The sequence below is a fragment of the Terrabacter lapilli genome, from assembly GCF_039531305.1.
Taxonomy (GTDB): Bacteria; Actinomycetota; Actinomycetes; order Actinomycetales; family Dermatophilaceae; genus Terrabacter; species Terrabacter lapilli.
This window is the reverse complement of record NZ_BAAAPU010000011.1, coordinates 425,309-442,881: the sequence shown is the minus strand read 5'-3', so window position 1 is coordinate 442,881 and position 17,573 is coordinate 425,309. Positions and strand designations below refer to the sequence as shown.

The window sequence follows — 17,573 nt, the reverse complement described above, 5'->3', positions numbered from 1 at the left end:
CATCGTCCCCGGCCCCTTCGGCGTACGCAGCGCCCCCGGGCATCACCGCTGCCGTATGCCGGGTCGACCGTGAGGAGGTCACGCGCGGACGGCGCCCCGGCTCGCGGCTCGTCGTCGTCTAGCGTGGCGCGGTGACCTCCCAGCGCCGCCTCGTCGACTCCGTGCAACGTCTCCTCGTGGAGCCCCGCGACGGGAGCCTGTCGTGAGCGGCGCCATGCCGGTGATCCGGCGGGCGCGTACGGCCGACGTACGCGCCATCCGGGCCCTCGTGGCGCCGCTGGCAGAGCGCCGGGTGCTCGTCAGCAAGGACGCCGTGGCCTACTTCGAGAGCCTGCAGGAGTTCCGGGTCGCCGAGCTCGACGGCCGGATCGTGGGCTGCGGCGCGCTCCACGTCATGTGGGAGGACCTCGCCGAGATCCGCACCCTGGCGGTCGCTGCCGACCAGGTCGGCACCGGTCTCGGCGGGCGCCTGCTCGAAGCGCTGGTGCAGGACGCGCGGGACATCGGCGTCCAGCGGCTCTTCTGCCTCACCTTCGAGACCGGTTTCTTCACCCGCCACGGGTTCGAGGTCATCGAGGGCCAGGCCGTGCCGCCGGACGTCTACGCCGAGCTGCTGCGCTCCTACGACGAGGGCGTCGCGGAGTTCCTCGACCTCGAACGGGTCAAGCCCAACACCCTGGGCAACACGCGGATGCTCCGCACGCTGTGAGCACCGCCGCCTGAGCCGAGATCGGCAGGAGGACGCCGTCAGTCGGCGGAGGGCAGGTGGCGGGCCAGGTGCCCCAGCAGGGCGTCGACGGCGGGTGAGCGGCCCTCGCTCCGGGCGATGACGGACAGCTCCCAGACGAGGCGCTCGGCGAGCGGGACGACCACGACGCCGTTGCCGACGCCGCCGTTGCCGCTGGCGCTGGCGCTGGCGCTGGCGACGCCTGGCGTGCCGGCGGCCGTCTGCTCGGGGACCACGGCGATGCCGAGCCCCGCCGCGACGTAGGCGGGCACGGTGGAGAGGTCCGGGACCTCGAGCGTCACCCGTCGGCGCAGGGAGGCGGCACGCAGCCAGTCGTCCAGGACCTTGCGGTTGCCGAAGCCGACCGGCATGTCGACGAAGTCCTCGCCGAGCAGGTCGGCCAGCGCGAGCGACTCCTCCCCCGCCAACCGGTGGCCGGCGGGCAGCAGCGCGACGAAGGGCTGGCGCCTCAGCACCTGGGCATGCAGTCCGGACAGCTCGTCGCTGGCGAGGCCGCAGAAGGCGACGTCGACCCGCGACCGCCGCACGTCGTCGACGAGGCCGGTCGAGCCCCGGGGCGAGGTCCGCATCGACAGCTCGACCGCGGGATGCGCCCGGTGGAAGGCGCCGAAGATCGCCGGGAGGCCGAGCGACTCGAGGTTGGTGAGCATCCCGACCCGCAGCGACCCGGTGACCCGACCCGTGGCCCGGGCGCCCGCGCTGCGCATCCGGTCGACCGCCTCGAGCGCCGCGCGCGCCTGGGGCAGCAGCTCGGTCCCCGCCCGGGTGAGCGCCACGTGCCGGGTGGACCGGATGAACAGCGGCGTGCCGAGCTCACGCTCGAGCACCGCGACCCCGGAGGAGACGGTCGACTGCACGGCCAGCAGCCGCTCCGCCGCCCGTGTGAAGCTCAGCTCCTCGGCGACGGCGAGGAAGTACTCCAGGTGGCGGGTGTCCATGCCGCCATCATCCATCGTCAACATCGATGAATGCGACTGACAATGCTCGTTGGACATGGTCAATGCCCAGGGCGCACGCTGGAAGGCATGACGACGCAGAGCCGAGCCGCGACCCAGGCCGCACCCGCAGCATCCGTGGCACCCGCGGCACCCGCGGCACCCGCGGCACCCGCAGCACCCGACGAGGCGACCCGCGGCCGCCACCGCCGCGGCTTCTGGGTCGTCGTGGGCGCGTTCGCCGTCCTGATGGCGTTCACGACGCTGCCAACCCCGCTCTACCCGCTCTACCAGCAGCGCGACGGCTTTCCCACCTTCGTCATCACGCTCATCTTCGCCGCCTACGGCATCGGCGTCATGGGCGGGCTCTACCTCGCCGGCCACGTCAGCGACTACCTCGGTCGCCGCCCGGTGCTCCTGGCCGCGACGGCCGTCGAGCTCGTCAGCGCGGTGATGTTCGTCCTGCTCCAGGACACCGCGAGCCTGCTCGTGGCCCGGTTCCTCTGCGGCCTCGGGATCGGCGCCGTCACGGCCACCGCCACCGCCCACCTGGCCGAGCTGCACGCCGTCGGGCGCCCCGGCTCCGACGGGCGCTTCGCCTCGGTGGTCGCCGGAGCCGTCAACACCGGCGGCCTGGCCCTCGGCCCCCTCGTCGCAGGGCTGCTGACGCAGTTCCTCCCGCACCCCCTGACCGTGCCGTATGCCGTGTGGGTCGTCCTGCTCGCCGCCGCCTTCGTGGCCCTGCTGTTCGCGCCCGAGACCGTCGACCGGCCGGCCACGCGCCCGGCCTATCGGCCGCAGCGCGTCAGCGTGGAGCCGCAGGTGCGCTCGCACTTCTCGGCTGCTGCGGTGGCCGCCGCGGCCGCGTTCTCGGTGCTCGGCGTCTTCACCTCCCTGACGGCCAGCTTCGTCGGGGGCACGCTGGGCCTGCACTCCCGGCTGCTGACCGGGTCGATCGTCTTCGGCGTGATCGGCGCCTCGACCCTCTCGCAGGTGCTCCTCGGCTCCCGCGACGTGCCCGAACGCCTCCGGGCCGGGATGGCGGCCATGTCGGTGGGGCTGGTCCTGGTCGCGGTCGGGGCCTGGACCACCTCGCTCCCGGTCTTCGCGGTCGCAGGCGTCGTCGCCGGCGCGGGGGTGGGGCTCGTCTTCAACGTGGCCATCGCGACGGCCTCGACCGTGTCGTCGCCGGAGCACCGCGGCGAGACGCTGGCCGGCATGTTCCTGGCGGCCTACGCCGGCATCACGATCCCCGTGGTCGCGGCCGGGCTTGCCGTGACCTACGTCCCGGCACCCGCGGTGCTCGTCGTCTTCGCCGCGGTCGTGCTCGTCGCCGTCCTCGTGTCGACCACCCGCCTGCTCGCCCGGTCCTCGGCCACGGACTGACGGCACGGGAGCGCGGGCGCGCGACGGCATACGGCCTCAGGCCCGGGCTGCAGTCAGGTGCGTCCCGAGGCGGCGTAGATGCGGCGCACGACGTCCTCGATGTCGGGCTCCTCGATGGTGAGGTCGCGCACCTGGTGGCGCGAGGAGACGTGGGCCAGCACGGCCGCGACGGTCGTGGCCTCGGCGTCGAAGACCAGGCGCTGGCGCAGCCCGCCGGACTCGCTCTCCACGAGGGAGGCACCGGGCACGCCGTGCAGGTCGGGCGTCGGCTCGGCGAGGTCGATCACGAGGACACGCTGCGCTCCCACCGTGCCGGCCAGCCCCGCGAGCGTGCCGTCGAAGGCGAGCCGTCCGTGGTCCACGACGAGGACCCGGTCGCAGAGCCGCTCGATGTCGCCCATGTCGTGCGTCGTCAGCAGCAGGGTCGTGCCGCGCTCGCGCCGCTCCGCGACGAGGAACTCGCGGAGCCGCTGCTTGGAGAGCACGTCGAGGCCGATGGTGGGCTCGTCGAGGATGAGCAGCTCGGGCGAGTGCAGCAGGGCGGCGGCGAGCTCGGCGCGCATGCGCTGCCCGAGTGACAGCGACCGCACGGGGGTGGCGAGCTGCGGGCCCATCTCGAGCTGCTCGACGAGCAGGTCGGTGCGCGCCAGCGTCGTCGCCTCGTCGAGGCGGTGGATCGCCCCGAGGATCGCGAACGAGTCGCGCAGCGGCAGGTCCCACCACAGCTGCGACCGCTGCCCGAAGACCACGCCCACGCGCCGGGCCACCTCGATCCGCTGGCGCATCGGGTCCAGCCCGCAGGTGCGCACCTCCCCCGACGTCGGCTTGAGGATGCCGGTCAGCATCTTGATCGTCGTGGACTTGCCCGCGCCGTTGGCCCCGATGTAGCCGACGGCCTCGCCGGGCTCGACCGAGAACGACATCCGGTCGACGGCCCGGGTCCGGCGGAAGTCGCGCACGAGGTCGCGGGTCTCGATGATGCTGCCGTTGACGGTCATCCGCCGGCTCCTTGGTAGTGACGGGTCCCGAGACGCCAGCACAGGCCGGCGATGCCCCACGCGAGCAGGGCTGCGAGGGGGGTGCACCACGCGAGCCAGTGGGGCGCGTAGGGGTCGGACAGGTCGAGGATCGCGACGGCCGGGATGTAGGCGACGAACGCGGTGGGCACGACGAACGTCCAGAAGATGCGCAGCGGGGCGGGGAAGACCTGCTGGCTCTGCTGGGCGGCATACGACCCGCCGTAGGTGAAGGAGTTGGTCAGCTCCGCGCCGTCCACGAGAAAGAACTGCAGGCCGCCGGCGGTCGTGAAGAGGGCAGAGAAGATGGCCGTGCCGCTCACGACCGTGAGCACCACGAGCGCGACGGTGGCCGCCGACCACGCGATGCCGCCGGTGGACAGGGCGATGGCCAGGGCGACGAGCGCGACCGTCAGGCGGCCGACCCGGCGCAGCGACAGGTCGCTCGTCATGAGCTGCGCGAGCAGCGGCAGGGGGCGCACGTAGAACGCGTCCACCTGACCCGCGCGGATGTAGCGCGGCAGCTGGTCCAGGTGCCCGACGAACATGTCCGCGAGCGCGAACGCGACGTTGGACAGGGCGAAGACGAGCAGTGCGGCGGTGAAGTCGAGACCGCCAAGGACACGCACGTTGTGGAAGATCACCCACACCTCGGCGAACTCGGCGAGGCCCACGCCGACGGTGCCGAGGATGTCGGTGACGAAGGACGCGCGGTACTGCATCTGGGCGCGGGCCCGCGACGCGAGCAGCACCCGGTAGGGGCGCAGCCGCTCCGCCAGCCTCGACCGGTTCTCAGCCACCCTGCACCTCCAGGCGGCGGCGGCCGGCGCGCATGACGAGCTGGCCGAGGGCGAGCAGCGCCACGGCCCAGAAGACCTGGACCGCGACGGCCGAGACGATGTCGGCCCCGACGACCCGGCCGGCGAGGATGTCGATCGGGTTCTGCAGCATGGACGGGAAGGGCGACCAGTTGGCGAGGGTGCGCAGCCAGTCGGGGAACCACGGCACCGGCAGGTAGAGGCCGCAGAGCAGTCCGCCGATGATCATCCACAGCAGCGTGATGCCGCGGATCTCGACGAGCCAGAAGGCCAGCAGGTTGATGACGAAGTTGCCCGAGAACGCGACGGTCACGGCCAGCACGACAGACACGGCGCCCGCGACCCAGCTCGTCGCGGAGGGGGGCCAGGCCATGTCGAAGAGGAGGGCGCCGAGCAGGAAGGCCGGTACGCCGCGGCCGACGAGGTTGATCCCGGCGCGCCCGAGATCGCTTGCCAGATAGGCCAGCTGGGGGTTGACGGGCCTGAGGAAGTCGACCGCGATGTCACCGGTGCGCACCCGGTCCTTGACCTCGGCGAAGCCCCACAGGTTGACGGTGCCGAGCAGGGCCTGGCCCCACCAGACGAACGCCACCGCGGTCGGCGCGTCGTAGCCGCCGATCGACGTGCCGGCCGAGGCGAGGGCGGCGAGCAGCACCGAGGCCCGGATGAAGCCGAAGACCGAGTTCGTCGTCAGGCCCGCCACCAGCGCGAGGCGGTAGGTCGAGTGCCTCCTGAAGCCGGCCCGCACGAGCACCCAGAAGGTCCTCATGAGGGTCGGGCGAGGGCAGGCACAAGGGGGCACGCTACCCGCCAGCCCGCCCTGCTTCAACGGGACATGTCGGACAGGACCGCGCGGGCTCGTAGTCTGGCGCCCGTGGCGACCCTTCCGCGTGACCTGTCCCCCGAGGCCCTCGAGTTCATGGCCGTGCGCCATCTCGCGACCCTGACCACGCTGCGGCCCGACGGCTCACCGCACGTCGTACCGGTGGGCTTCACCTGGGACCCGGAGCGGTCGATGGCCCGGGTCATCACGAGCCGGGCGAGCCGCAAGGCGCGCAACGCCGCGGCCGGCTGCCCGGCCGTGCTCTGCCAGGTCGAGGGCCGGCACTGGCTGTCGCTGCAGGGCACGGCCCGGGTCCTCGACGATGCCGAGTCGGTCGCCGACGCCGTGGAGCGGTATGCCGCCCGCTACCGCGAGCCGCGCCCCAACCCCGAGCGCGTGGTCATCGCCATCGACGTGCGGTCGGTCCTCGGCAACCTCTGAGCTCCTCGGGTGAGCGTGCCGCCCCACTCGAGTGAGCGCTCCGGCCCTGTGCGGGGGCTCAGGCGGGGAGGCGGAAACGGCTGCCCGGCAGGGGCTCGACCAGCCCGTCGGCCACGAGCGAGTCGAGGCAGCGCATCACCTGCGGACGGTCGTCGGTCGCGTCCTCGAGGACGGCGAGCGGCACGGCGGCGTGCGCCTCGCGCAGCCGGCGCAGCAGCTCACCACGGACCTGCCGGTCGGTGCCGTGCCAGGACTGTCCACGCCGGGGCGGCCCGTCGTATGCGGGACGACCGGCGAGGTTCCACGCGCAGAGGTCTGCGACGGGGCATTCCGAGCACCGGGGACCGCGAGCGACGCAGACGAGGGCGCCGAGCTCCATGACGGCGACGTTCCACGTGTTGGCGCGGTCCCGGTCGGTCGGCATGGACTCCGCCGCGAGGCGGGCCTCGGCACGGTTGAGCGTCAGGTTCGGGAAGGCCTTGCCCTCGACCGTGCGCGCGAGGACGCGCCGGACGTTGGTGTCGACGACCACCTCCGGGATGCCGAAGGCGAAGCAGGACACCGCTGCCGCCGTGTAGGCCCCGACCCCGGGGAGCGCGAGCAGCGCTTCGGGGGTGTCCGGGACCTCGCCGCCGTGGCGCTCGACCATCGCGGTGGCCGCCTCGTGGAGGCGCAGTGCCCTGCGCGGGTAGCCGAGCCGGCCCCACGCGCGCACCGCCTCGCCGGGTGCTGCGGCGGCCAGGTCGGCCGGGGCGGGCCACCGCGCCATCCACTCGCGCCAGATCGGCTCGACCCGGGCCAGCGGCGTCTGTTGCGACATGACCTCCGACAGGAACACGCCCCAGGGGCTGCAGTCGGGTGCACGCCAGGGCAGGTGCTTGCGCCCCTCCTCGGCAAACCACTGGTTGACGCGCTCGTGCAGGAGCGACAGCGGCACGGAGGACACAGCGGAGGACACCACGGAGGACGCTGGCACCGGGGAGGAGCTGGTGACCGGGGAGGAGCTGGTGACCGGGGAGGAGCTGGTGACCGGGGAGGAGCTGGTGACCGGGCGGGACGGCATACGCAGGCGGAGCGAGGGCTCAGACGTAGCGCTCGAGGATGCTCGACTCGGCCAGGCGCGAGAGGCCCTCGCGCACGGCGCGGGCGCGGCCCTCGCCGACGCCCTCGACGAGCATGAGGTCCTCGATGCCGGCGGCGAGCAGGCGCTGGAGCGACTCGAAGTGGGTGACGAGGCGGTCGACGATCGCGGCGGGCAGACGCGGGACCTTGGTGAGCAGGCGGTAGCCCTGCGGCGACACGGGCGCGTCGAGGCTGTCGCCGACCACGGAGAACCCGACGGCCCGGGCCCCGGCGGCGAGGTCGAGCAGCTCGACGGAGTTGAGGGCCTCGAGGTTGGCCAGGGCCTCCTCGACGGTGAGGCCGGACTTCGTCGCCGGGAGGTAGTCGCGGATGACGAGCTCGCGGTCGTTGCCGAGGCCGCCGACGAGCTCCTCGAGCTGGAGGCTGAGGAGGCGTCCGTCGGTGCCGAGCTCGACGACGTAGTCCCTGATCTCGGCGGAGATGCGCCCGACCATCTCGAGCCGCTGGAGGACCGCGGTCACGTCGCGGATCGTGACGAGGTCCTCGATCTCGAGGGCGGAGAGGGTGCCGGTGACCTCGTCGAGGCGGGCCTTGTAGCGCTCGAGGGTCTGCAGCGCCTGGTCGGCCCGGGACAGGGTGGTCGGCGATCCCTCGATGACGTGCCGGAGGTCGCCGACGTAGAGGGCGACCACACCCATCGACTGGCTCACGGAGATGACGGGGAAGCCGGTCTGCTTTGCCACCCGCTCGGCGGTGCGGTGGCGGGTGCCGGACTCGGTGGTCTCGATGCGGGAGTCGGGGACGAGCTGGGTGGCCGCCCGGAGGATGCGCGTGCCGTCGCGGTCGAGCACGACGGCGCCGTCCATCTTGCACAGCTCGCGCACACGGGTGGCGGAGAACTCGACGTCGAGCACGAAGCCGCCCGTGCAGATCGAGTCGACGACGCGGTCGAAGCCCAGCACGATGAGCGCACCGGTGCGGCCGCGGAGGATGCGTTCGAGGCTGTCGCGCAACTCGGTTCCCGGCGCCACCGCGGCGAGGGCTGCGCGCAGCAGCAGCTCGTCGTTACGCTCCATCACTTCCCTGTTCGCAATGGGGGCGCTGAAGGGTCCACCCCGGGTCGGTCGCAGTCTAGACGGTGGCGACGGCAGGCGCGCTCGCTGTCTGCCCTCCGGCGAGGCGCCCCATGGCGTGGATGGCTCGCGGCACGTCGGCGACCTCGACGACGCGTATGCCGTCGGGCACGGAGCAGTCCGACAGGGTGCCCGGTGGCACCAGGGCGTGCCGGAAACCCAGGCGCGCCGCCTCGGCCAGGCGACGGTCGAGACCGGTGACGCGGCGGACCTCACCGGCCAGCCCGACCTCCCCGAAGGCGACGACGTCGGTGGCGAGCGGCTTGTCGACCACCGAGGACGCGACGGCGCAGACGATGGCGAGGTCGGCCGCAGGCTCGGTGATGCGCACGCCCCCGACCGTGGCCGCGAAGATGTCGCGCGAGCCCACCGGGGCCCCGGCCCGCTTGTCGAGGACGGCGATGATCATGGCCAGGCGCGAGGCGTCGAGACCGCTCGAGGTGCGGCGGGGAGAGGGCAGCGTGGAGGTCGCGACGAGGGCCTGCACCTCGGCCACGAGCGGACGGCGACCCTCGAGGGTGACGGTCACGCAGGTGCCCGGGACGGCGTGGTCACGGCTCGAGAGGAAGAGGCCGCTCGGGTCGGCGAGGCCCGTGATGCCGACGTCGGACAGGTCGAAGCAGCCGACCTCGTCGGTGGGGCCGAAGCGGTTCTTGACCGCACGCACCAGCCGCAGCCGCGAGTGGCGGTCGCCCTCGAACTGCACGACGACGTCGACGAGGTGCTCGAGGACCCGGGGCCCCGCGATGGAGCCGTCCTTGGTGACGTGGCCCACGAGGAGCACCGCGACGCCGCGCGCCTTGGCGGCCGCGATGAGGCTGCCGGCCACCTCGCGGACCTGCGAGACGTTGCCCGCCTGGCCCTCGACGTCGGCGCTGGCGATGGTCTGGACCGAGTCGACCACGAGCAGTCCCGGGGCCCGGGCCTCGACATGGCCCAGCACCGTCGCCAGGTCGGTCTCGGCAGCCAGGTAGAGGGTGTCGGCCATCGCACCGATGCGCTCGGCGCGGGTGCGCACCTGCGCTGCCGACTCCTCGCCGCTGACGTAGAGGACCTCGGCGCCCTCGCGCGCGGTGCGCGCGGCGACGTCGAGCAGCAGCGTCGACTTGCCGACGCCGGGCTCGCCGGCGACCAGGACGACCGCACCCGGGACCAGGCCGCCTCCGAGCACCCGGTCGAACTCCGGAACGCCGGTGGGGCGGGCCGCGGCCCGGGACACGTCGACGTCGGCGATGCGCTGCGCCGGGGTCGCCACCGAGGCGGCCGTGGTGCGCGTGGCGGTGGCGCCACCGACCTCGGCCACCGTGCCCCAGGCCTGGCACTCGCCGCACCGGCCCACCCACTTGGCGGTGGTCCACCCGCACTCGGCGCAGCGGAAGCCGGGCGTGCGGCGGGCGGTCGTCCTCGTAGGCATGGGCACGACCGTACGGGTGCGGTCCGACAGCGCCCGAGAGGCCTGCGCGGCTCGCCGTGAGAAAATGACGGCATGGACTCGGTCATGCCCTACGTGCTCGCGCTCGTCCCGACGATCGGGGTCGCCACGCTCTTCTACTTCGTCATCAAGAGCATCCTCGAGGGAGACCGCCGTGAGCGCCTCGCCCAGGCCCGCTGGGAGGCCGAACACCGCAAGGCCGGGGGCGGGGCGGAGTCCGCACGCGCCGGCGACGGCTCGGCGGACTCGGGCAACACCCCGGTTCCGCACGCTCCTGATACCCGGCCTCACTGACAGCCCGCGCACAGATCTATCGGGCAGGATGTCATTTTCTGCCCGAAACCTCTGCTTCCGATGAAGCTTCGTTTCCGTTTCGCAACGCCATTGTTTTGAAGGAAATGCAATTCTCGGCGAAGGCCTGTAAATTGAGGCCTGCTCGAGGGTCCCGCATTCACGGCTCCCCCCCTCCGGAATCGACAACTTCAGATGGAGAAACATGGCCCAGCGTGTCGAAGTGGTGTTGATCGATGACATCGACGGCGGAAACGCCGACGAGACGGTGACCTTCGCCGTCGACGGTGTCACCTACGAAATAGACCTGTCCGACGAGAATGCCCGCAAGCTTCGCGACGACCTCGCGACGTGGACCGGTCACGCCCGTCGTGCAGGCACGGCCAAGGCCGCCCCGCGCCGTCGTTCGAGTGGCGGCGGAAAGCGTTCCGACCTCGGCGCCGTGCGGGAATGGGCGCGCGCCAACGGGCACAACGTGTCCGACCGTGGTCGTATCTCCGCGGAGATCCAGGCGGCGTACGACAAGGCCCACTGACGCTCCCGTCCCGTCCCAGGCGGAAAGGGCCCGGCACTCCACGAGCCGGGCCCTTTCGCATGCCCGCACGGCGTATGCCGTCCGCACGCCGCGGGCGGCCGTGCTTCAGGCGGTGATCGCCTCCGCCAGGTCGCCGTGCCGCTCGACCCGGTCCAGCACCTGCTCCATGGTCAGCTGGACGAGCTGACCATCCCGGGCGCCGGCCTCGATCTCGTCCCACGAGCGGGGCGCGGCCACGGTGGGCCGCTCGCGGCCCCGCAGCGAGTACGGGCAGACGGTCGTCTTCGCTGCGACGTTCTGGCTCCAGTCGAGGAAGATCTTGCCGGGCCGCAGCTCCTTGGCCATCTTCCACACGACGAGGTCGGGGTGCGCCTTGGTCAGCTCCTGCGCGAGCTGTTGGACGGTGTCGCGGATCTGGTCGCTCGTGTGCAGGCCGGGCAGGACGGCATACAGCTGGAGGCCCTTGCTCCCGCTGGTCACGGGGATCGTGTCGAGGCCGATGCCGCCGAGCCTCTCTCGCACGATGAGGGCGACGCGCGCGCACTCGTGCAGTCCGGTGCCCGGCCCGGGGTCGAGGTCGATGACGAGACGGTCGGGGCCCAGCGCCACGGCGTCGCGCCCCTCGCCCTCGAAGCGCCACTGCGGCACGTGCAGCTCGAGCGAGTTGAGGTTGGCGAAGTACGTCAGGCCCGCGAGGTCGTCGATGAGAGGGAAGACGGGGTCGCGACCGGCTCGACGCACCCAGGCGGGTGTGCCGGCAGGGATGTTCTTCTCGAAGAACTGCATGTCGGCGACCCCGTGCGGGAAGCGGATCCGCGTGACCGCGCGGTCACGCAGGTGCGGCAGGATGACCGGCGCGATGCGCGCGTAGTAGTCGATGACCTGGGCCTTGGTCGTGCCGGTGCGCGGGTACATCACCTTCTCGAGGCTCGACAGGCGCATGCGCCGGCCGTCGACCTCGACCGTGACCTTCGGGGGCTCGAGGGGCATCAGCCACCGTCCCCCGCGCCGTCGAGGTCACCGGGAGCGAGGTCGGCGCGCAGCCCCTTGTATGCCGGCTGGCGCAGCCTGCCCTGGCTGCTCAGTCCCAGCGACTCCACGTCCGCGACGAGCACCGGGTGCACCCACGTCGCGCCCACGGAGTCCTCCGGGGGCAGCTCCGTGGCGAAGGGCGAATCGGCCGAGGTCAGGGTCTCGAGGTCGCGCATGAGCGCCTGCCCCGTCTTGCCGGCCAGGCCCGACCCGACCTTGCCCAGGAAGTGCAGGCCGTCCGGCCCCGGCACCCCGACGAGCACCGAGCCGAGGCGTCGGGAGACGGTGCCCGTCGACTCCGGCCGCCATCCCCCGATGACCACCGACACGGTGCCGCGATGGGGCAGCTTGAGCCAGTAGGGCGACCGCAGGCCCGGGACGTAGATCGAGTCGACCCGCTTGGACACGATGCCCTCGAGGCCCTGCTCCTTGGTCGCGGCGTGCAGCGTCGCACCGTCGGCGAAGGTCGGCGGCGTCTGCCACCGTGGCCCGCCGAGCTCGAGCCGCTCGAGGGTCGCCCGCCGGTCGGTCCAGGTCCGGGACAGCAGCTCGACGCCGTAGAGGCGGAGCAGGTCGAAGGTCATCAGGGTCACGGGCGCCTGCTCGGCGAGCATCGCCGCGCGCCGGACGTCGGTCACGTGGAAGCGCTCGGCCATCGCGCCGAAGGACGGCAGGCCGTCGCGCAAGGAGACGATCTCGCCGTCGAGGAGCATGTCGGCATACTCCCCCGCCAGGCCCCGCAGCTCGGGAAACGCGACGGTGACATCCCGTTCGGTGCGGGAGTAGAGCCGCAGCTCACCGTCCGAGACGTCGGCCAGAACGCGCATACCGTCCCATTTGACCTCGTGAATCCAGCGGTCACCGACAGGAACGGTCGTCGCTGGCGTCGCGAGCATGGGGCGCATGGGTGCATTCTTGTTCTCATGCGAGCCATCTGGAAAGGCGCCGTGTCGTTCGGCCTGGTCAATGTGCCGGTCCGACTCTTTTCGGCGACGGAGAACCACGACGTGCAGTTCCGGCAGGTTCACGAGAAGGACGGGGGCCGCATCAAGTACCAGCGGATCTGTTCGATCGACGGCGAGGAGGTGCCCTACTCCGACATCGCCAAGGGATATGAGGCCGCCGACGGGCAGATGGTGATCCTCAGCGACGAGGACCTGGGGAGCCTTCCGACGCGGACGACGAAAGAGATCTCGATCGAGAAGTTCGTCCCTTCCGAGCAGATCGACCCGCTCCTTTTCGACAAGAGCTACTACCTCGAGCCGGACAAGACCGGTCTCAAACCCTATGTGCTTTTGCGTGACGCCCTGGAAAAGGCCGACCGGATGGCGCTCGTCACCGTGTCGGTGCGCAGCCGGATGACGCTTGCCGTGCTGCGGGTGCGTGAGGGCGTCATCGTGCTCCAGACGCTGCTGTGGGCCGACGAGGTGCGCAAGCCCGAGTTCGAGTCGCTCTCCGAGGAGACCCACGCGACGCAGAAGGAGCTCGCGATGGCCTCCTCGCTCGTCGACTCGCTGTCGGGCGACTACGAGCCGGACGAGTTCGAGGACGACTACGCCGAGGCCGTGGCCAAGCTCGTCGAGACGAAGATCGAGGGCGGCGACATCACCGAGACGCCGGAGGCCAAGGGCGAGGAGAGCGAGGTCGTCGACCTGCTCGCGGCCCTGCAGCGCAGCGTCGACAAGGCCAAGGCGGCCAAGGCGGGTGGGGCCTCCTCCTCGGGTGCCTCGGAAGCGGCACAGGCCGCCGGCGGCTCCGACAGCGGCTCCGACGGCGGCTCCGACGGCGGGGCGAGCGACGAGAGCGACGCCGGCAAGGCCAGGAAGACGGCCGCCAGGAAGGCCCCGGCGAAGAAGTCGGCGACGAAGAAGGCTGCCACCAAGACGGCGGCCAAGACCACGGCGAAGACCGCGGCGAAGAAGTCCACCACCAAGAAGGCGGCGACCAAGAAGGCGAGCTGACGCCCGCCCGAAGCGTCACGGGGACGTTGGTCACGTCTTACGGCATACGCCCTCTTTGCGGAGGACGCTGCGCGAGGATGGGACGCGTGCGAACGGCGACGATCGACGAGCTCACCCGACGGCTGAGGACGCTTCCCGAGAACCCTCGTGTCGTCGTCAGCGGCAACATGGCGGTCCCGTGGGAGGCGGTGCGCGCGCTCGACGCCGCACAGCCGACCTACACGCTGCACGCGCTGAACGCGCCGGCCGGGCTGCCCGACCGCGAGGGCGTGACCGTCGAGACGTGCTTCGTCGGGCCGGGTATGCGGCGCCACCCACGGCTGCGCTACGTGCCCTCGCGCCTGTCGCTCGTGCCACTCCTCTACGGGCGGGCGCTGCCGCCCGACGCGGTCCTGCTGCACTGCGCGCCGCCGCGCCACGGGCAGGTCAGCATGGGCTTGGAGGTCAACGTGCTCCCGGCCGCGCTCGAGGCCTGCCGCTCGCGCGGTGGGCTCGTCGTCGCGGTGGTCAACCCGCAGATGCCCTACACGTTCGGTGACGCGCAGGTGCCGCTCGAGCACGTCGACCTCGTCGTCGAGGTGGACTCCCCGATGGCCTCGAACGGCCACAGCCACCCGGACCCGGAGAGCCAGGTGATCGGCGAGCGCGTCGCGGCCATGGTCGCCGACGGCGCCACCATGCAGCTCGGCATCGGCGGGGTGCCCGACGCGACGCTGGCCGGGCTCACGACGCGGCGGGGCATCCGGATGTGGACCGAGATGTTCTCCGACGGCGTGCTCGCCCTCGACGAGGCCGGGGCGCTCGACCCGGACCACCCGCTCGTCACGTCGTTCTGCTTCGGCTCGCCCGAGCTCTACCGGTGGCTCGACGGCAACCCGCGCGTGCGGATGATGCGCACCGAGAAGACGAACGACCCGGGCCTCATCGCGCAGCAGCGCCAGATGACCTCGGTCAACACGGCGCTCGAGGTCGACCTCTTCGGCCAGGCCAACGCCTCACGGATCAACGCCCGGATCCACTCGGGCTTCGGCGGGCAGACCGACTTCATCGTCGGGGCCCTGCACTCCCCCGGCGGCCAGTCGTTCATCGCGCTGCGCTCGTGGCACCCCAAGGCCGACGTGTCGACGATCGTGCCGCTGCTCGACGAGCCGGTCACGAGCTTCCAGCAGAGCGCCATCGTCACCGAGCACGGCATCGCACCCCTGTGGGGCCGCAGCGAGAAGGACCAGTGCCGCGACATCATCGAGCAGTGCGCGCACCCGCGGGTCCGCGAGGACCTCTGGGAGGAGGCGCACGCCCTCGGCCTCGCCTGACCGAGGGCGTATGCCGCCCGGCTCGTAGGGTGACCGCATGAGCTCCTCCTCCCCCGCCTCGTCGTCCCCGCACCGGCCCGTCGCCGTCATCACGGGTGGGACGCGGGGCATCGGCCTCGCCATCGCGCGGGACCTCGCCCCGAGCCACCACCTCGTCATCGGGGGGCGCAGCCGCGACTCGGTGGACGACGTCGTGGCCTCGCTGCCGTCGGCGCAGGGGCTCGTGGCCGACCTCGCGGACTGCACCCCGGGCGGCTCGCTGGCGGCAGCCCTCGACGCCCTCGTGCCCGACCTCGAGCGGGTCGACGTGCTGGTGCACTCGGCCGGGGTGCTGCGCAACGGCACCGTCGCCGACTCCCCGGTCCAGGACTGGGTGGACTCCATGACGGTCAACGTCGTCGCGGTGGCGGCCATCACCCGGGCGCTGCTCCCCGCCCTTCGCGCGGCGCACGGGCTCGTCATCACCGTCAACTCGGGGTCCGGCTTCACGGCCACACCGGCCTCGGGCGCGTACTGCGCCTCGAAGTTCGCCCTGCGGGCCTTCAGCGACTCGCTGCGCCAGGAGGAGCGCGAGCACGGCGTGCGGGTCACCTCCCTGCACCCCGGGCGCGTCGACACCGACATGCAGCGCGAGCTCGTGGAGTTCGAGGGTGCGGAGTACGACGCGGGCGCCTACCTCGACGTCGCCTCGGTGGTCCGAGCCGCGCGCCTGGCCGTCGACGCGGGCCCCGACGCGAGCGTCGACATGATCTCGGTCCGCCCGCGCGGGTGGCGCCCTGCCCCCGCCTGACCGGGCCGTCAAGGCGCCGACCGGCGTGGAGGGTCAGATGCGGCTGGTCCCACGCGTGGGCACGAGGCCCAGCCGGGCGAAGGCCAGCGCCTCGGCGAGGTCGACCTCGCGCTGGTCCTTGCCGACCTTGCGGGTCGAGACCTCGACGACGACCTCGCCGTCCCACCCCGAGTCGGCCAGGTGCTCGAGGACGGCCGCGCACGGCTGCGTGCCGCGTCCCGGCACCAGGTGCTCGTCGAGGAACGAGCCCAGCCCGTCGGTCAGGTGCAGGTGCGCGAGCCGGGTCCCGAGCTGCTGCGCCATGGCGAGCGCGTCGGCGCCGGCCGTGGCGGTGTGCGACAGGTCGAGCGTGACGTTGTCGTAGGGCTGGCCCACCGGGTCCCAGTGGGGCAGGTAGGCCATGACCTCACGCCGGGCCGTGCGCCACGGGTACATGTTCTCCACGGCGAGCCGCAGGCCCGACTCGCGCTCGCGGCGCGCCACCCCCTCGACGAACCCGGCGGCATACTCCCGCTGCCAGCGGAAGGGCGGGTGGAGCACGACGGTGCCCGCACCGACCTCACGCGCGAGGTCGATCGAGCGGTCGACCTTGCCCCACGGGTCGGTGCCCCAGACCCGCTGGGTCAGCAGCAGCGTGGGCGCGTGCACCGAGGCGATCGGCAGCTCGTGCAGCTCGGACAGGGCACGCAGGGCGCCAGCCTCCTGCGTCACAGGATCGGTCCAGACCATGACCTCGACGGCGTCGTAGCCGAGCCGGTCGGCGGTCGCGAAGGCCGTCGCCGCGTTGTCGGGGTAGAGCGAGGCGGTCGACAGGCCGACTCGGATGCTCATGCGGCCATTTTGCGCCACGTGCCGAAGCGGCAGGCGCGCCGGGGGCCGACGGCCGCAGGTGCGCCCGTCACGAGGTGAGGTGGTCGAGCCGCCGGAGGATGAGGCCCTCACGCAGCGCCCACGGGCAGATCTCGAGCTCCTCGACCTGGAGCAGGTCGAGGGCCGCCTCGGCGACCAGCGCTCCGGCATACAGCTGGCGGGCGCGGCCCACGGACACCCCGGGCAGCTGGGCCCGCGCCTCGGTCTCCATCGGCCCCACGGTGGCGACGATCGCGCGCAGGTCATCGCGGGTGAGGGTGCGCCGCACGAACGGCCCCTCGGCGCGGGGCGCCGCACCGGCGATGCGCGCGAGCGAGCGCATCGTCTTGGAGGTGCCGACGGCGCGGTCGGGTGCCCCTGACGTCAGCAGGGGGCGTACGCGTTCGGCGAGGGTCGTGCGCACGTGGGAGCGCAGCTCCCGGGCGGAGGCCTCGGTCGGCGGGTCGCCCACGAGGCGCTCGCGGGTGAGCCGACCGGCGCCGAGGGGCAGGCTGATGGCCACGTCGGGCTCCTCGTCGAGGCCGCTGGCCAGCTCGAGCGACCCGCCGCCGATGTCGACGACGAGCAGGCGCCCGGCCGACCAGCCGAACCAGCGACGGACGGCGAGGAAGGTCATCCGGGCCTCGTCCGAGCCGCTCAGCGCCTCGAGGTCGATGCCCGTCTCGTCCCGCACCCGCGCGATGACGGCCTCGCCGTTGGGCGACTCGCGCAGGGCGGAGGTGGCGAAGGCGAAGAGGTCGCCGACGCCCTGGTCCTCGGCGACGACGAGGCACTCGCGCAGGAAGGAGACGAGCCGGTCGGCGGTCTCGGCGCCGACCTGCCCGTCGTGCTCGAGGCTCTCCGACAGGCGCAGCTCGGTCTTGTGCGAGAACGCCGGCAGCGGCTGGGCGCCGGGGTGCGCGTCGACGACGAGGAGGTGGACCGTGTTCGACCCGATGTCGATGACGCCCAGGCGCATGCGCCCAC

General features: G+C 72.5%; 19 protein-coding genes. 8 read left to right on the top strand and 11 right to left on the bottom strand.

The genetic code is table 11. The annotated features are described in order from the left end of the window. The first annotated feature begins 214 nt into the window (after positions 1–214). Positions 215–709, top strand: a complete 495-nt coding sequence (locus ABD241_RS19605; RefSeq protein ID WP_344067012.1) for an amino-acid N-acetyltransferase — start codon at positions 215–217, stop codon at positions 707–709. A gap of 38 nt (positions 710–747) precedes the next feature. On the opposite strand, the gene ABD241_RS19600 is transcribed toward ABD241_RS19605, so the two are convergent. Further along, positions 748–1,686: a LysR family transcriptional regulator gene (locus ABD241_RS19600; RefSeq protein WP_344066814.1), complete on the bottom strand. Its 939-nt coding sequence runs from the start codon at positions 1,684–1,686 to the stop codon at positions 748–750. Positions 1,687–1,773: 87 nt separating this feature from the next. On the opposite strand from ABD241_RS19600, the gene ABD241_RS19595 reads away from it, so the two are divergent. Next, positions 1,774–3,069 (top strand): MFS transporter, encoded by a 1,296-nt coding sequence (locus ABD241_RS19595; RefSeq protein ID WP_344066812.1) that lies wholly within the window; start codon positions 1,774–1,776, stop codon positions 3,067–3,069. 53 nt (positions 3,070–3,122) lie between these two features. Here the strand turns inward: ABD241_RS19595 and ABD241_RS19590 are convergent, their stop codons facing one another. The 3 genes from ABD241_RS19590 to ABD241_RS19580 are packed head-to-tail and all read right to left on the bottom strand — an operon-like array spanning position 3,123 to position 5,672. Then, a complete protein-coding gene (locus ABD241_RS19590) occupies positions 3,123–4,067 on the bottom strand; it encodes an ABC transporter ATP-binding protein (protein ID WP_344066809.1) in 945 nt (314 codons plus the stop codon). Continuing rightward, positions 4,064–4,885, bottom strand: coding sequence for an ABC transporter permease (locus ABD241_RS19585; protein ID WP_344066806.1), 822 nt, complete (start codon positions 4,883–4,885; stop codon positions 4,064–4,066). The genes ABD241_RS19590 and ABD241_RS19585 overlap by 4 nt, the downstream gene beginning before the upstream one ends. After that, positions 4,878–5,672 carry an ABC transporter permease gene (locus ABD241_RS19580; RefSeq protein WP_344066803.1) on the bottom strand — a complete coding sequence of 265 codons (795 nt, stop codon included), beginning with the start codon at positions 5,670–5,672 and terminating at the stop codon, positions 4,878–4,880. The genes ABD241_RS19585 and ABD241_RS19580 overlap by 8 nt, the downstream gene beginning before the upstream one ends. Positions 5,673–5,777: 105 nt before the next feature. On the opposite strand from ABD241_RS19580, the gene ABD241_RS19575 reads away from it, so the two are divergent. Next, a complete protein-coding gene (locus tag ABD241_RS19575) occupies positions 5,778–6,167 on the top strand; it encodes a pyridoxamine 5'-phosphate oxidase family protein (protein ID WP_344066800.1) in 390 nt (129 codons plus the stop codon). Positions 6,168–6,225: 58 nt separating this feature from the next. On the opposite strand, the gene ABD241_RS19570 is transcribed toward ABD241_RS19575, so the two are convergent. The 3 genes from ABD241_RS19570 to radA form a co-directional block, all read right to left on the bottom strand. Beyond that, positions 6,226–7,128 carry an HhH-GPD family protein gene (locus ABD241_RS19570; protein ID WP_425580837.1) on the bottom strand — a complete coding sequence of 301 codons (903 nt, stop codon included), beginning with the start codon at positions 7,126–7,128 and terminating at the stop codon, positions 6,226–6,228. A 121-nt stretch (positions 7,129–7,249) separates the two neighbouring features. Further along, positions 7,250–8,326 carry a DNA integrity scanning diadenylate cyclase DisA gene (disA, locus tag ABD241_RS19565; RefSeq protein ID WP_344066794.1) on the bottom strand — a complete coding sequence of 359 codons (1,077 nt, stop codon included), beginning with the start codon at positions 8,324–8,326 and terminating at the stop codon, positions 7,250–7,252. 55 nt (positions 8,327–8,381) lie between these two features. Further along, a complete protein-coding gene (radA, locus tag ABD241_RS19560; protein WP_344066791.1) occupies positions 8,382–9,797 on the bottom strand; it encodes a DNA repair protein RadA in 1,416 nt (471 codons plus the stop codon). A 72-nt stretch (positions 9,798–9,869) separates the two neighbouring features. On the opposite strand from radA, the gene ABD241_RS19555 reads away from it, so the two are divergent. Then, positions 9,870–10,109, top strand: coding sequence for a hypothetical protein (locus tag ABD241_RS19555; protein ID WP_344066788.1), 240 nt, complete (start codon positions 9,870–9,872; stop codon positions 10,107–10,109). 202 nt (positions 10,110–10,311) lie between these two features. Next, complete coding sequence (locus tag ABD241_RS19550) at positions 10,312–10,641, top strand: histone-like nucleoid-structuring protein Lsr2 (protein ID WP_344066785.1); 330 nt, start codon at positions 10,312–10,314, stop codon at positions 10,639–10,641. Positions 10,642–10,746: 105 nt separating this feature from the next. On the opposite strand, the gene ligD (ABD241_RS19545) is transcribed toward ABD241_RS19550, so the two are convergent. Together ligD (ABD241_RS19545) and ligD (ABD241_RS19540) are read right to left on the bottom strand one after the other, a co-directional pair. Then, positions 10,747–11,631 (bottom strand): non-homologous end-joining DNA ligase, encoded by an 885-nt coding sequence (gene ligD, locus ABD241_RS19545; RefSeq protein ID WP_344066782.1) that lies wholly within the window; start codon positions 11,629–11,631, stop codon positions 10,747–10,749. Further along, entirely contained in the window at positions 11,631–12,578 is a 948-nt protein-coding gene (gene ligD / locus ABD241_RS19540) for a non-homologous end-joining DNA ligase (protein ID WP_344066779.1), read from the bottom strand. Before ligD (ABD241_RS19540) ends, ligD (ABD241_RS19545) begins: the two co-directional genes overlap by 1 nt. Before the next feature lie 18 nt (positions 12,579–12,596). On the opposite strand from ligD (ABD241_RS19540), the gene ku reads away from it, so the two are divergent. From ku to ABD241_RS19525, 3 genes are all read left to right on the top strand, one after another. Beyond that, positions 12,597–13,634: a non-homologous end joining protein Ku gene (gene ku, locus ABD241_RS19535; RefSeq protein WP_344066776.1), complete on the top strand. Its 1,038-nt coding sequence runs from the start codon at positions 12,597–12,599 to the stop codon at positions 13,632–13,634. A gap of 86 nt (positions 13,635–13,720) precedes the next feature. Then, complete coding sequence (locus ABD241_RS19530) at positions 13,721–14,947, top strand: acetyl-CoA hydrolase/transferase family protein (protein WP_344066773.1); 1,227 nt, start codon at positions 13,721–13,723, stop codon at positions 14,945–14,947. Positions 14,948–14,984: 37 nt separating this feature from the next. Next, a complete protein-coding gene (locus ABD241_RS19525) occupies positions 14,985–15,737 on the top strand; it encodes an SDR family oxidoreductase (protein WP_344066770.1) in 753 nt (250 codons plus the stop codon). 33 nt (positions 15,738–15,770) lie between these two features. Here the strand turns inward: ABD241_RS19525 and ABD241_RS19520 are convergent, their stop codons facing one another. Continuing rightward, positions 15,771–16,568, bottom strand: coding sequence for a sugar phosphate isomerase/epimerase family protein (locus ABD241_RS19520; RefSeq protein WP_344066768.1), 798 nt, complete (start codon positions 16,566–16,568; stop codon positions 15,771–15,773). A gap of 67 nt (positions 16,569–16,635) precedes the next feature. Beyond that, positions 16,636–17,565, bottom strand: coding sequence for a Ppx/GppA phosphatase family protein (locus ABD241_RS19515; protein ID WP_344066765.1), 930 nt, complete (start codon positions 17,563–17,565; stop codon positions 16,636–16,638). Between the last annotated feature and the right edge of the window lie 8 nt (positions 17,566–17,573).

Excerpts from the sequence above, each read along its gene's own strand:
- ABD241_RS19605 (WP_344067012.1), top strand. The coding sequence starts at position 215 with ATGCCGGTGATCCGGCGGGCGCGTACGGCCGACGTACGCGCCATCCGG.
- ABD241_RS19600 (WP_344066814.1), bottom strand. The coding sequence starts at position 1,686 with ATGGACACCCGCCACCTGGAGTACTTCCTCGCCGTCGCCGAGGAGCTG.
- ABD241_RS19595 (WP_344066812.1), top strand. The coding sequence starts at position 1,774 with ATGACGACGCAGAGCCGAGCCGCGACCCAGGCCGCACCCGCAGCATCC.
- ABD241_RS19590 (WP_344066809.1), bottom strand. The coding sequence starts at position 4,067 with ATGACCGTCAACGGCAGCATCATCGAGACCCGCGACCTCGTGCGCGAC.
- ABD241_RS19580 (WP_344066803.1), bottom strand. The coding sequence starts at position 5,672 with ATGAGGACCTTCTGGGTGCTCGTGCGGGCCGGCTTCAGGAGGCACTCG.
- disA (WP_344066794.1), bottom strand. The coding sequence starts at position 8,326 with ATGGAGCGTAACGACGAGCTGCTGCTGCGCGCAGCCCTCGCCGCGGTG.
- radA (WP_344066791.1), bottom strand. The coding sequence starts at position 9,797 with ATGCCTACGAGGACGACCGCCCGCCGCACGCCCGGCTTCCGCTGCGCC.
- ABD241_RS19555 (WP_344066788.1), top strand. The coding sequence starts at position 9,870 with ATGGACTCGGTCATGCCCTACGTGCTCGCGCTCGTCCCGACGATCGGG.
- ABD241_RS19550 (WP_344066785.1), top strand. The coding sequence starts at position 10,312 with ATGGCCCAGCGTGTCGAAGTGGTGTTGATCGATGACATCGACGGCGGA.
- ligD (WP_344066782.1), bottom strand. The coding sequence starts at position 11,631 with ATGCCCCTCGAGCCCCCGAAGGTCACGGTCGAGGTCGACGGCCGGCGC.
- ligD (WP_344066779.1), bottom strand. The coding sequence starts at position 12,578 with ATGCGCCCCATGCTCGCGACGCCAGCGACGACCGTTCCTGTCGGTGAC.
- ku (WP_344066776.1), top strand. The coding sequence starts at position 12,597 with ATGCGAGCCATCTGGAAAGGCGCCGTGTCGTTCGGCCTGGTCAATGTG.
- ABD241_RS19525 (WP_344066770.1), top strand. The coding sequence starts at position 14,985 with ATGAGCTCCTCCTCCCCCGCCTCGTCGTCCCCGCACCGGCCCGTCGCC.
- ABD241_RS19520 (WP_344066768.1), bottom strand. The coding sequence starts at position 16,568 with ATGAGCATCCGAGTCGGCCTGTCGACCGCCTCGCTCTACCCCGACAAC.
- ABD241_RS19515 (WP_344066765.1), bottom strand. The coding sequence starts at position 17,565 with ATGCGCCTGGGCGTCATCGACATCGGGTCGAACACGGTCCACCTCCTC.